The 12837-nt window shown below is 64.2% G+C and carries 12 protein-coding genes, 1 tRNA gene and 2 pseudogenes; 10 read left to right on the plus strand and 5 right to left on the minus strand.

Annotated elements, in window-relative coordinates; translation table 11 throughout:
* Positions 1 to 15: 15 nt before the first annotated feature.
* The 3 genes from LZ199_RS21635 to LZ199_RS21645 all read left to right on the plus strand — a co-directional run bounded on the left by LZ199_RS21635 (position 16) and on the right by LZ199_RS21645 (position 2494).
* On the plus strand, positions 16 to 1416 hold the full coding sequence (locus tag LZ199_RS21635; RefSeq protein WP_253995637.1) for a DUF2254 domain-containing protein: 1401 nt from the start codon (positions 16 to 18) through the stop codon (positions 1414 to 1416).
* A gap of 70 nt (positions 1417 to 1486) precedes the next feature.
* Positions 1487 to 1867, plus strand: coding sequence for an MgtC/SapB family protein (locus LZ199_RS21640; RefSeq protein WP_253995638.1), 381 nt, complete (start codon positions 1487 to 1489; stop codon positions 1865 to 1867).
* Between the two features lie 147 nt (positions 1868 to 2014).
* Entirely contained in the window at positions 2015 to 2494 is a 480-nt protein-coding gene (locus LZ199_RS21645) for a hypothetical protein (RefSeq protein WP_253995639.1), read from the plus strand.
* Positions 2495 to 2897: 403 nt separating this feature from the next.
* Here the strand turns inward: LZ199_RS21645 and LZ199_RS21650 are convergent, their stop codons facing one another.
* On the minus strand, positions 2898 to 3278 hold the full coding sequence (locus tag LZ199_RS21650) for a hypothetical protein (RefSeq protein WP_253995640.1): 381 nt from the start codon (positions 3276 to 3278) through the stop codon (positions 2898 to 2900).
* 269 nt (positions 3279 to 3547) lie between these two features.
* Between LZ199_RS21650 and LZ199_RS21655 the strand changes: the two genes are divergently transcribed.
* Positions 3548 to 3838, plus strand: coding sequence for a hypothetical protein (locus LZ199_RS21655; RefSeq protein WP_253995641.1), 291 nt, complete (start codon positions 3548 to 3550; stop codon positions 3836 to 3838).
* Between the two features lie 243 nt (positions 3839 to 4081).
* Positions 4082 to 4387, plus strand: coding sequence for a tyrosine-type recombinase/integrase (locus tag LZ199_RS21660; protein WP_256569327.1), 306 nt, complete (start codon positions 4082 to 4084; stop codon positions 4385 to 4387).
* Positions 4388 to 4427: 40 nt separating this feature from the next.
* Here LZ199_RS21660 and LZ199_RS21665 read toward each other — a convergent pair.
* Positions 4428 to 4513 (minus strand) — tRNA-Leu (locus LZ199_RS21665).
* Between the two features lie 690 nt (positions 4514 to 5203).
* Here LZ199_RS21665 and LZ199_RS21670 point away from each other — a divergent pair.
* A complete protein-coding gene (locus LZ199_RS21670; protein WP_253995642.1) occupies positions 5204 to 6721 on the plus strand; it encodes a hypothetical protein in 1518 nt (505 codons plus the stop codon).
* 163 nt (positions 6722 to 6884) lie between these two features.
* Here LZ199_RS21670 and LZ199_RS21675 read toward each other — a convergent pair whose 3' ends face one another.
* Positions 6885 to 7244, minus strand: coding sequence for a helix-turn-helix transcriptional regulator (locus LZ199_RS21675; protein ID WP_253995643.1), 360 nt, complete (start codon positions 7242 to 7244; stop codon positions 6885 to 6887).
* A 132-nt stretch (positions 7245 to 7376) separates the two neighbouring features.
* Complete coding sequence (locus tag LZ199_RS21680) at positions 7377 to 7628, minus strand: helix-turn-helix domain-containing protein (RefSeq protein ID WP_253995644.1); 252 nt, start codon at positions 7626 to 7628, stop codon at positions 7377 to 7379.
* A gap of 473 nt (positions 7629 to 8101) precedes the next feature.
* Between LZ199_RS21680 and sitA5 the strand changes: the two are divergent.
* The 3 genes and pseudogenes from sitA5 to LZ199_RS21690 form a co-directional block, all read left to right on the plus strand.
* Positions 8102 to 9151, plus strand: a pseudogene (gene sitA5, locus LZ199_RS21685) (SitA5 family polymorphic toxin); the annotation flags it as partial.
* Positions 9125 to 9457, plus strand: a pseudogene (locus tag LZ199_RS47130) (AHH domain-containing protein); the annotation flags it as partial. The pseudogenes sitA5 and LZ199_RS47130, both read left to right, overlap by 27 nt.
* Before the next feature lie 15 nt (positions 9458 to 9472).
* On the plus strand, positions 9473 to 10069 hold the full coding sequence (locus LZ199_RS21690; RefSeq protein WP_253995646.1) for an imm11 family protein: 597 nt from the start codon (positions 9473 to 9475) through the stop codon (positions 10067 to 10069).
* Between the two features lie 323 nt (positions 10070 to 10392).
* On the opposite strand, the gene LZ199_RS21695 is transcribed toward LZ199_RS21690, so the two are convergent.
* A complete protein-coding gene (locus tag LZ199_RS21695) occupies positions 10393 to 10767 on the minus strand; it encodes a hypothetical protein (protein WP_253995647.1) in 375 nt (124 codons plus the stop codon).
* A gap of 306 nt (positions 10768 to 11073) precedes the next feature.
* On the opposite strand from LZ199_RS21695, the gene LZ199_RS21700 reads away from it, so the two are divergent.
* Complete coding sequence (locus tag LZ199_RS21700) at positions 11074 to 12831, plus strand: B12-binding domain-containing radical SAM protein (RefSeq protein WP_253995648.1); 1758 nt, start codon at positions 11074 to 11076, stop codon at positions 12829 to 12831.
* Positions 12832 to 12837: the final 6 nt, after the last annotated feature.

The raw sequence follows: 12837 nt of genomic DNA on the forward strand, positions 1-12837 counted from the left end.
AAGGGGGAAGGACACATGGCGGGCGTTCGAGCGCTGGCCCGAGCGGGGGCACGACCTGGCGGGGGCAGACGGACGGGCTCGCGAGAGGATCCGTCCATCCGCTGGTGGATGCGCCATCAACTGTGGATTCCGCCCGTTTCGGCCGCGATGGTGGGCGCCTGCCTGGGCATCTTCCTCGTGGATGCTCCACGCGCCGTGGTCAGGGTCCTGAGTGGCACGGCCTGGCAGGCCACGGCTGGCGAGGCACGAGGCATGCTCTCGGCCACGCTGGGTATCGCGCTGACTTCCTTGAGCATCGTTCTGTCGCTGACCATGCTCGTGGTGCAGAGCGCCGCGAGCCAGTATTCGCCGCGCCTGCTGCGGCTGTACCTGCACAGCGCGGGCATCCGCGTGGTCATCCCGGTGTTCGTCACCACGAGCGTCTTCTGTCTCCTGGCGACACATGAGTTTGGACTTGTCTCGGGACCCGAGCGCGCACCTCGCCCGGCGCTCGCGCTGGCCATGCTGCTGCTCATCGCCTGCGAAGGCGCGCTCGTCTTCCAGGTGCTCAATACGCTTCAGCTCATGCGCGTGGAGAACCTGGTCAGGCGCGTGGTTCAGGACACGCTGGGCGTCGCGCGAACGCTCGAAAGGTTCTGCTCGGGAGACATGGAGGCGCCACCGCCGGCGCGTGCTCGCACGGCGAAGGCGTGGCCAATCCAGATCCGGAGTAATGGCTTCATCGCCGCCATCGACGCGAGGGCGCTTCTGACCACGGCAACGGCGAGGCGACTCGCCATCCATTTGGAGAGAGCCATTGGAGAGCCGGTGATTCAGGGGGAGGAGGTGGGCTGGGCCGAGCCGGAAGCCTCCGGTTCATCCGCCCAGCGCGAAACCGCCGAGATGCTTGTTCTCGGCGCCATCCGCCTGGACCGCTGGCGGGACGAGGACCGGGACATTGCCCTGGGCGTGCGTCAGTTGGTGGATGTGGCCATCAAGGCGCTGTCGCCGGGAATCAATGACCCCTACACAGCGGTGGAGGCCGTGGACCAACTGACCTTCATGTTGTGCGGGCTGAGCACGATGCGACTGGGTCCTCGGGTCCTGGCGGATGACTCCGGAGTTCCGCGGGTGTTCCTGCCCGGGGCCTCACTGGGCGACTACCTCACGCTGGCGACGGACCAGATCCTCCGCCATGGCGCCACCGAGCCCGCCGTGGCGCTCCGGCTCCTGCGAATGACTGCCGCCGTGGGGCAGCGCGCGGCAGCCGAGGAGGACCGGCGCGTGGCTCGCGAACTGCTGCGCACCATCCGGACAGTGTCGGAGCAGGCCCAGCAAGGCACGGCATCCGCTTCAGTCCTTCGCCAGCACGCGGAGGCCTTGGAGCGAGCGCTCGCGGGCGGGCCATGGCCGGCGCTCCCGGCCATCGGTTTCTGAGCGGAATGCTCCTGGCGAGCGCTCCACGGGAGGACCTGCCTGGTGTGCGCTCTCAGCGGAGGAGCCCGATATGGCAGCGGAGCTTGGAAGTGGAGAGCTGCGCATCCGGCTGCTCGTCGCGGGAGGCGCTGGCATCATTCTGGGTCTGCCCTACCGCAAGCGACCGGGCGGGGTTCGGACCCACTATCTGGTGACGCTCGGCGCCGCGCTCTTCCGCACTTCCGGGGCGAACCTGGTGGGGGCAGCGCCCGCCAAGACGCTGCGCATCATCCAGGGCGTGGCGTCGGGTATCGGGTTCGTGGGAGCTGGAGCCCAGGGTCCTCCATCGCAGACGTGCCATGCGGGAGCTTCGCGAGCCTCGAAGCAGGCGCTCTCAGGGAAAGGATGTGCGGTTGCGGTGAGCTGGGCGTCATTGATGTCAGAGAGAGTGCGCGCGACTCCCCTGAAGTAGGTCTGCGCCACCCCGCCCTCAAGGGCGAGACGCGGGGGTTGAGCGCGCCACGATGGATGTGAAATCGCGGGAACCCTTCCAACGCGGCGTTGTCATGAGGCCCGCTGCCCAACGCCAACATCGGAAGGAACTATGAGAACCACCCTCATGATGCTTGCCGTGCTGATGTCCGCCGCTTGTGGTCAGGGCGAAGATTACGCCGTCCCTGAAAGCGAAATCACACCCACGAATGAAGTCAGTGCCGCGGCTGCGAACCCGGGCGACATCACAGGTATCCCGGTCGAGGGCGGCGCATTCGTATTCCATACACCCCTTGGAACCGTCAGGATATATCCCGATGCCATCTGCGTCGTCAGGAACAACACTCCGGTCTTTGGATCGGCTGTCGTTACCAGCGGGGCTGGCTACGTGATTACGCACCCCCGCGTCTCGGACGGCCTGCTCCAGCTCCAATCCCCCGACTACCCTGGATGGCCGAGTGAGACATTCTCCGCCTATTTGACCATGATGGGGAGGACCTCATCAGGGGAGTTCAAGCTGGTTCTCAAGCAGACAGCTCCCACGGCCCGATGCTCGGAACCCGAGCCAGCGCGAGCGGTTCAGAACGACCCGATGAGCCCAGGATAGACCCGAAGGAACGCGCCTGAAGGTCAGAACCGCGTCGGCGTCGAAGCGCGGTGCCTGGGTGCAAGGTCGCCGTGCTCCTCGGCCGCGGTCCAGAGGCGTCGGCGACCATCATTCGGGAAAATGGGACGCGCTCGATCGGCCATCGGTCGATGTCACCGACAGGGGCAGCTTGCCGACGAAGTCGAGGTGGAGCTGTACCAGCACACCGACGAGCTAATCGGGGCCTTCGAGAAGGCCCGCGACTTCGCACGATTCATCGAACAGACGGAAGGCACACCGCAGAAGCTATGCTTCGCAATCTGCACCTGAACCACACGTCGGAAGAAAACGGCCAGCGTTCATGGCCTTGGCTCTTGCACGCCAATGGTTGCATGCCACAGCATGACCTTCGAGACAGTAGAAACTACAGCTTCGGGCCATGCATCGACCCCTGGCGGACAATGACCTGGGTGCACACCCCGCTCTCATTCCATGTAAATGCAACCAGACTACTGTCACTGATCGACTTGATTGCCTCCAGCAAATACTGATTTGTCGTCCGACATTCGCCAGACACCCCCTGCGCGTTTACCGCATAGCAGGTGCCAGAAATACCGCTGACGGTTGCGTCGATTTGGCATGACAGGAGCTGGGTGGAGTCTGACGAGTTTCGAGCGCCTCCCATGGTCGCAGAAGCATAACGATTAGCAGTGCTCAGGTCTACGGTATAGTCGGTCTTCGATCCGGCAGCAGCCAATCCACTCGACAGCAGAACACCGAGTGCCACGACGCGCATTGAATTCATGTTTTCTCCAGCCTTCGCAGTCTGTCATTTGAGTCCATGCTCAAATGCGGCAGCGTCCCAACAAAGACAGTCCCGCATCTCGACTCACAATCAAGCCTGCCCTTTCCAGGGTTTCTGTCAAAAAAGGAAGCTCCCGAGTCCGATCCTGCGGCAAAGCGAGGCGCCCGCCAATGCAAGCGTTGCCCAGGCCACTCGCAGAATCCGCACTCATTTATGTGGGGTCAGCGCAACTTTCCGCTGACTCAACCCAAACCGAAGGGCCCATGTACATGAACAATGCACTGACGCAGATTGCCACCGCGCAGGCTGCGGCGGGTGGCCGCTATCCGCGCTTCGGGCGCTACCTGCTCGAAGTGGAAGTCATCCGCACGAAGGAAGGCTTCAATGGAGACTCGGCCATCGCCGAGCTGAAGGTCCGCGAGTCCGAGCCCCTCGCGGTGAGCGGTCGGGTAGACCAGGGAAGTCACCCTCCCTGCCCCCACAGATCCGGACGTGCGGGACTACCGCATCCGGCTCTTCGGCTCATGGTTTTGCTGCGAGAGTGCGGTAGCGGTGGATGATACACACAGTCGGCAGAGGATAGCGTTGCAGCAGCCGTGCGAATCCCTCCCATGCCAACGTGGCGCGCTGCGAGCGGCGTCCCAGCCACTTGCTCCACGTGTGTGCCACTCAATACAGAAAGCGAGTGAGGCTCCGCGTGTTTCCGCTGATTGCGTAGTACGCGTAGTGGCCCCTCACCTTCTGTACGAGGCTGCGGTGCTGCTCGGCAACGGCCAGATGCCTGTTGATGCGACACCAGTCACCTGCGTGGGCCTTTCGTCTTCTGCGACGACAAAGGCGCCTACCTCAAGAACGATACATGCCGGAACGCCATACTTCGGGCGAGCAAGCTCGCGAGGCTACGACCTATCGGATGGCATGTCTTGCGACACACCTTCGCCAGTCATCTGGTCATGGGAGGAGTGCCGCTCAAAGCCGTGCAAGAACTCTTGGGGCACGCGTCCATTGAGATGACGATGCGATATGCGCATCTGAGTCCAGACGTGAAGAAGGATGCCGTTCGTGTGCTGGAGCAGCGCCCGAGGGGCACACTGGGGGCACATGGCTAGAATCGGAAGAACTTCCTCAACGATTCTCGCCAGTTAGAAGTGCACGAGCCGGGAATCGAACCCGGACGACCCTCTCGGGTCAGCGGATTTTAAGTCCGCTGCGTCTGCCTGTTCCGCCACTCGTGCCCAGCAAAATCAGGGCCTTACTGGCCCCTGTTGGCCCCACTTGTAGGAAGGGAGTGGGAACGTTCCTCCTCCTTCCGCAGCTGACTGCCACCCGACCCCTGCTTCACTCTCCGTTCGTCACCAACCTCGTCCACCTGATCCTGAACGGCTCCGAGTCCTCCAGCAAGCAAGAAGCGGCGGGAGAATAGCGACCGGAGAGGCCAGACCCTCTCTTCCGGCTTGGGTCGGCGCTCGCGTCACGCCCCATGGCACTGCCACGCTGTCGTCGATGGACAGCATGGGCGGCCGCCCTGCCCCTCTCGACGGTACTCGCCCACGCGGCCTGGGTCATGTCGAGAACCTCCAGCTCGACGGTCTGCCGGACCTGTGCAGGAAGCCCCACGCTGAACTCGTTTTGGAGGTCACAGCGTCACCAGGGCATCGGATTGCCCCTGGTCAATGCGTGCAGGCTCAGGAAGTGGCGCATGCGGGCAACCCTTTTCGCCCACGTGGCCTTTCTGCATTCCCTCACCTCGAACGCCCTGCGCTCTTGAGCGCAACGACAACACAGGAAACCTCCACCTCAATCAGAACAGCTTCGGCACGCACTATTCACTAACAACATGCCAGTCAAACATATCAAAGAGCCGTTCCACTTCCTTGCCAAGACAAAGGGACCACTCCTGGCCCGTCTGACAAAGAAGAGTGGAGATGAGCGCCATGCTGATTGGAATCGCAGCCCGCCGGGGGGCGGTGTTGCTCGCGACATTGGGGTTGGGCACGTTGCTCGGCTGTGGCAGCGCCACGGAAGCACCTGAGTCCGCGGAGCCCGGCATGTCGCCCGCCGGGGACATGCGCAATAGCGAGGCGGAGCTCTACGTGGCCTCCGCGCGGTTGTGGCGGCCGATGAGCGTCTCCGTCTGCTGGGAGAACCCTGGAGCGGGGGATGCCACGCAGCGGCAGTGGGTGCGCGACGCGGTCGCACGTACGTGGGAAGCCCGCTCCGGAATCCGACTCAACGGCTGGGGCACGTGCGCGGCAGGGGCCATGGGCATCCGCATCAACATCAGCGACGTCGGCCCCCATGCGAAGGGGTTGGGAAACACGCTCAACGGCGTCGCCGCGGGTGTGGTGCTGAACTTCACCTTCAACAACTGGGGCCAGAGCTGCCAGAACAGGCGCCAGTATTGCATCGAAGCGCTTGCCGTCCATGAGTTCGGCCACGTACTGGGCTACGCCCACGAGCAGAACCGTCAGGACACTCCAGGCTCCTGTACCGAGCCCCCGCAGGGCTCCAATGGTGACTTGACCATCGGACCGTGGGACCTGAGCTCGGTGATGAACTACTGCAATCCGCAGTGGAATGGGGATGGCAACCTCAGCGCCACGGACCAGCAGGGCGTCCAACAGACGTATGGAGTCCCCTGGGTGTCGATGGGTGGCAATCTCACCTCCGCGCCCACGGTGGCCGCTCGCGGCACGAACCGGTTGGACGTCTTCGCCCGAGGGGCGGACAACCAATTGTGGCAGAGGTACTGGGATGGAGCCTGGAGCACATGGGGCTCGCTCGGCGGCATCTCCCTGTCGTCAGCCCCCGTGGCGGTGAGCCGGGACGCAGTCACCATCGACGTGTTCGCCCTGGCAAGCGACAACACCATCCAGCGGAAGTCCTGGACAGGGACCGCGTGGACCAGCTGGTCTTCGCTGGGCGGCAACTTCACGTCAGGACCCACTGTGGCCTCGTGGGGCTCGAACCGGATGGACCTGTTCGTCAGGGGGCCTGACAACAAGCTGTGGCAGTCCTACTGGACAGGCTCCGTTTGGAGTCCATGGGGCGCACTCGACGGCACCCTGGCGTCGGAACCCGCGGCGGTGAGCTGGGGCGCCAACCGAATCGACGTGTTCGCCCGAGGGACAGACAACTCCATCATCCAGAAGTATTGGAATGGCACCACGTGGAGCGGTTGGTCATCCCTTGGCGGCAGCTTCGTTTCGTCTCCCACGGTGGCTTCACGGGGGGCAACCCTGCTGGATGTGTTCGCCCGAAGCGCGGACAACAGCCTGTGGATCAACACCTGGAATGGCGCGAGCTGGAGCGGTTGGACGTGGCTCGGCGGTGAGCTGGCCTCCGCTCCAGGTGCTGTGAGCAAGGCCTCTGGACATCTCGATGTCTTCTACACCGCCGCTGGTGGAGAGGTGCGACAGGCCTCGTACAGGAACGGCTGGTGAACGGTTGAGTTGAAGCCGAAGGCCATGGACCGCCGGACCCCATGAAGCAGGACCCGGCGGCGGGATGCGACGGCGAGGCGACGCCCGCACCGAACGAAGACCGAGGACGCGCGGCCGAGCATCGCCGCGGACGACGTGGGCCCAGGCGTGGGCCCGCTCCACCTCAGCGCAACAACACCTGGGCCACCTTCACGAGGGCCTCGAGTTGCTCTTCATCCATCTTGCGCGCCAGGCCGGTGAGCTGGCGCAGCTTGGGCGCCCCGCCCTGCCCACGCTCCCCCTTGCCCGACTTCGCCCCGTCCTCCGCGGCCGCGAGTCCCAACAGCTCGTCCGAGGAGCTGCGCAGCACGGAGCACATCCGCAGCAACGTCTGCACGCTGGGCAGCATCTTCCCACGCTCCAGGCGGCTGTAGACCATGTGCGCCAGGCCCAGCTTCTCGGCCACCTCCGCCTGCGTGAGCCCGAGCCGCGCTCGGGCCTCTCGGGCGGCACTTCCAATACGGATCGCCAGTTCTTCGTTCATGCGTCGGGGTACCAGGAACACCGAGAGCCAGGTCTGGCGCGGGCAGGAGGGCTCGCGCCTCGCGGACGCACCTTCCTGCCGCATCTCGGGGGCCGTGTCGATGCACGAGCGACACCGCGTCACGCGGCGTCCCTATTGGATGGTCCTGGGAGGGGCGGGAACCTCCGGGGGCCTGCTGCCCAGGAGGAAGGCCACGGGGATACCGAGGACACCGCACAGGCTCACCAGCGTGGGGAGGGTGGGCAGCAACTTCCCGCGCTCCAGGCGGCTGAGGACCAGCGTCGGCACCTGGATGGCCTCGGCCACCTGCGCTTGCGACAGGCCCGCCCTATGCCGGGCGGAGCGGACCTGGGTTCCAATCTTGTGGGCGAGATTCTCGTTCATGGGGAGACCTGGGGAAGGAGGAGAGTGCCGCGGGGGCGGCCATCCGCGCATACTACCCCTTGGATTCAACGATAATATCCCCCATGGGTTCAATCCCCTTCCGCGCGACTTCGCGGTGGGAGCGCGTCCAAGCTCCCTTGCCGGTTGAGAACATGACCAGGAACGTCACCCCTCCATGCCCTGTCCGAGGAGAGGCTGCTTGAGCCCGCGTCTGCATCCCGTTTGGAGCCCAGCAGACATTGAACCGCTGGGAAGAAGGAACCTGGGCGCTCGACCCGGAGTCGAGAAACGAGTGAGCAGGAGACGATCAAGCGTTCCTGCATGACGTTCCCGTAGGCACGCCGCCAGTGCCACGCCCTTGTCCCAGCCTGCCGATTCAATCTGGCACACCTGTCGGCTCTATCTAGTATTGCTCGATTTCATATCGACGATGGACTCCCAACGAGAGGAGACCAGCGCCAGGAGGGCTCCGCATGCGGTCACGATGGTCGCTTCACCTATTGCTCATGCTGCTGGCCGGTTGCAGCAGCACCACGAAGTCCGTGCGCCTTCACACAGGCGGTGGCGAGCCCATCGTGATGACTCCACGCAGCGGCGATGCCGCACCGGTGGAACTGGACGAAGACGACTTCGTTGAAGCCGTGGAGGCACTGGCCCGCGGCGTTCGGCCTTCTACCCGTCCCCAGGAAACGGCTCGGCGGCTGTTCGAGATGGATTCGCGCAGTGGGTCGTACCTGTACGAGACACGCAGCCACCGTGTCGTCCCGCTGGGTCCAGGCGAACATCTGGAGGGAGAGCCCACCACGGCGGAGAAGGGCTTGGTGCGCGCCTACCTGCGCTGGTGTGAGCGCACGAACAAGCCCGGGGATTGCCTGCGCCTCCTGGTGGAGAATCCCACTGTCACCGGGGATGGCCGCTACGCATTGGCCATGGCCCTGGCTCAGGGCGCCGTGTTGGACGAAATGATGGATGCGTTCAAGGACATGGCCAACCCTCAGGCCATGATGTCGGCGGTTCTCTGGACGTGGACCACCTACTGCATCTTGCTCGCCGTGCCCGAACCTTTCTCGAAGGGTGCGGCAGCCGTGATGACGGCCTCGCTCATTGCCTATGTGGGCATCGACACGTTCTGGAGCCTCATCCTGGGCTTCAAGCGGCTGATGGAGGAGGCGGAGCAGGCCACGACGTTCGACGAGCTACGCGAGGCGGGAGAACGCTACGGCGAGGTCATGGGCCGCAACGCGGCTCGAGCGTTCGCCCTGTTGGCCACTGTGGCCATTGGAAACACGGCGGCGGGGATAGGGGCGAAGGTGCCCATGCTCCCCGGAGCCGCGCAGGCGGCGGTGCAGGTCGAAGCGCAAATGGGCATCCGTCTCGCGGCGGTCGCGGACGTGGGAACGGTGGCCGTGAGTGCCGAGACCGTCACCATCGCCCTCGCGCCCGGCGCGGTAGCCATGGCGGCACGCGGGACGAGCACCGGAAGCATGGCCCCTGTGGACACGGAAGGCCCCTGGCACCATATCGCCTCCGACAAGTTCAGCACGTCCACCAACAACGGAGGGCCCTGGACGCCAAGATACGAGGAGATCTTCGACCGAGCGGGTATGTCGCTCGACGATGCGGCGAACGTGGTCCGCGTCCCGGGGCACAAGGGGCCACACCCGAGGGAGTACCATGAGGAGGTGTACGAGCGGCTGGACGAAGCAACGGCGACCTGCAAGAGCATCGCGCGTTGCCGGGAAGCGCTGACGAAGATCCTCGGTGTGTTGGAGCGGGAGATCTCGAAAGAGGGAACCAGGCTCAATCGGCTGGTGACTCGAGCCGAATGACGGAAGAATGAACTCATGCCGAAGCGGTTCTTCAAGTTGACCGACGATGTGTACCTCTCGGGCCGGTGGGAGCTGGGGCATCCTCTCGATCAGGAAGGCCGCAAGCTCGACGACCCGTGGCAGTTCAGGATCGGGCAGCGAGTTCACGCGGACGAGCGAATCAGGATCCCCATCAAGATCTCCGGCACACCGCTCGACTATTCCCACGCCGCATTCAGCATCCCCGTCGTTCACGCCCGAGTGGCATCCCTCTTCACAGAGGTGGCACCCGACGACGTGCAGCTCATCCCGGTGGAGATCGACTCGCAGCCGGCCCAGCACTTCATCCTCAACGCCATCCGACTGGTGAAGTGCATCGACGACGCTGCATGCGAGGAAGTGCGTTACTGGACGCCGGAGGACGGGATGCCCGAAAAAGTGGGTACGTACTCCTCCGTGTCAGGGATGCGCATCAACCCGGCGAAGGTGGAAGGCTCCAAGGTGTTCCGAACCTCGGGATGGACCGTTGCATTGATCGTGTCCGAGGAACTCAAGGAAGTCCTGGGGCGCGCAGGCATCACCGGCACGAAGTTCACGGAAGTGACCGGCCCCAACTCAATCAATGGCTCCTGACTTCAACCTTCGCCCGCCTCGAATCCAAGTTGAACGAACGTGGAGACATTGTTCACTTCGACGGCAAGACGGTCCCCGAGCACTCCGAAGCCCAGCGTAACTTCGGGTGATGATCTGGTGACGACGTCGGAAGAACTGGTCGAGCAGTTCTCTCCATGACGATACGACGTTGGAAATGAAGGTACGACCTGGCCGGCCAGTTTCCCGCCGCACGCTCCAAGGTTCTTCTCCTGCTGCCCAATCGCAGCATGTGGAGGTGCAGGGAGGCGCCAGGGGACGAGGAGCCCTGCGACGGGTGTCTGCTCCGCAGGCGCCCGGCTTCGTCACTTCATCACATCGGCGGAGCAATGCGCCGCCTTCGCTTCAAGCGTCGCCATCATCTTGTCGATTGTCTTCAGGTCCACCTTCGGCAGCTTTGCCTTGGCTTCACCCTCGATCCGCTTGAGAGTTGCCTTCTGCTCCTCTGTCGAGGGCTTCTTGAGAGGTTCTTTCATCACTTCGCGGTCCACAATCATCGTGAGCGTCTTCAGCTCGGCATCCTTGAGCTTGAACTCCTTGTTCTCAGCCGTCAGCTCCTTGTTGACGCACGCGACGAGTTTCTTCCTCCGGGCCGTATCGTCGCCTGCTGAAGCGACGGTGGGGAGCGTGAGCAGGAGCACGGTGATTGTCAGCAGCAGTGGGAACGGCCGGGATGACATGCGAGGACTCCGGGAGCGGGGCACAGTGTGTGGACCAGCTTGCAGTCCTGAGTGGGGGTAGGGCAACCACCTGAATGGTGCGGACCTGGAGGTCATCCCAGGATTGCCTCAAGAGGATGAGGCGGTATCGACCCGACGCGCGGCCCGCCGACCTCTCAGATTCGGGGACAATCCTGGAATTCACTGTCCTGAAGGAAGCGTGGGCACCAGACCCCGGGACGAACGACATTCCCCAGTCCTCCGTCCATTCTCGGCGCCGTTCAAAGACAGGCTTCATCGCAGCGCCACCCCCGGAGAATGCTGCTCATGAGCACGTCGTCCCGTACGCTACGAGCAGACCTCTTTCTCCTGCACGCGCCCAGCGTGTATGACTTTCGTGAGCGCGACGACCTGCTGTTCGCGTATCTCAGCGACTCCGACAGCGTCAACGTCACCTCCATCTACGAGATGTACCCCATCGGGTTCTTCTCCCTGAAGGAGCACCTGCGCAAACACGACCTGTCGGTGGAGATCGTCAACGTCGCGGCGCTGATGCTCAAGCACCCCGAGCTCGACGTCGACCAGCTGCTCGGGCGACTCGAGGCGCCCGTCTTCGGGTTGGACCTGCACTGGATGGCGCAGTGCCACGGCACCATTGAACTGGCGAAGCGCATCAAGGTCGTCCACCCCGACGCGGTCATCATCTGCGGGGGCATCTCCGCCACGTTCTACGCGGAAGAGCTCATCCAGTACCCGGAGATAGACATCGTCGTGCAGGGCTACGACACCCTGGAGCCCGTCCGTCGCCTCGTCGAGACCATCAAGTCGGGAGCGCGGCGCCTCGTCGACATCCCCAACCTCCTCTACAAGCGCCGCACCCAGTCGGTGGAACGCACCGGCTTCAGCCACAAACCCGCGACGAACTACAACGACGCCACGGTGGATTGGTCCTACTACCGTGACGCGGTCGACGACGTCGCGACCACCAAGCTCATCATGACGCTGCCGAACACCGGCTGCGCCTATGACTGTCCGTGGTGCGGCGGCTCGCGGTCCGCCTATCGCAACATCATGGGCGTCAAGAAGACGCTCATCTCCAAGAATCACTCGCGCATCGTCGACGAGCTGAAGTCCATGGGCCCCGCCGCCGCGAGCACGGGCATCTACGCCCTCCAGTGCTACTCGGAGACGCGCCCGCGCTTCCACGAGTACCTCGACGCCGTGAAGGAGAGCGGCTACCGCCAGCTCTTCGTCGAGCAGTTCCACCTCACCCCGGACGAGACGCTGAAGAAGCTGGGGGCGTCCAGCCAGTCGTACATCATGCTCTCCCCCGAGTCGCACGACCCGGTCATCAGCAAGCTCGCGGGGCGCGGCACGTACACCATGGAGGAGATGGAGGCGTGGATTCCTCGCGCCCTCGACGCGGGCATCGCCGGCGTCATGGTGTGGTTCTTCATCGGCATGCCCCAGCAGACGCCACAGTCCATCTCCGACACGGTGGACTACAGCATCCGGCTGATGGAGAAGTTCCAGGGCCAGCGCGTCCTGCCGCTGCTCTGCCCCATGGTGCCCTTCCTCGACCCGGGCTCCCGCTTCTTCGTCGAGCCCGAGCAGCACGGCTACCGCATCTTCCACCGCACCCTGGAGGAGCACCGTCAGGCCATGGTGGAGCCGCTCTGGCACCGGCGCCTCAACTACGAGACGCGCTGGCTGTCGCGCAAGCAACTCCAGGACACCACGTACAGCGCCGTCGCCGCGCTCGTCCGCGCCAAGGGCCAGGCGGGCATCCTCCCTCGCGCCATCAGCCAGAGCATCCTCACCGCCATCTCCGACACCCAGGCCCTGCTCGCGGACATGGAGCGCGCCATCACCCTGGATGGCGCCCTGCCCTCCTCCCTGCGCGACGTCATCCGCGCCTACAACCGCCGCGTCCTCTCCTACTCCAGCGATCAGATCATCCCCATCCAGCGTCCCTTCGGCGGACGCTGGTTCGACGACTTCACCGTCCCTCCCGAGCTGCTCGCCCAGGTCATGTCCCCGCGACAGCAGGCCCCCATGCCCGCGCTCACCGGAAGCGGAGGCTGAGCCGTC

The organism is Myxococcus qinghaiensis (genome assembly GCF_024198215.1).
Taxonomy (GTDB): Bacteria; Myxococcota; Myxococcia; order Myxococcales; family Myxococcaceae; genus Myxococcus; species Myxococcus qinghaiensis.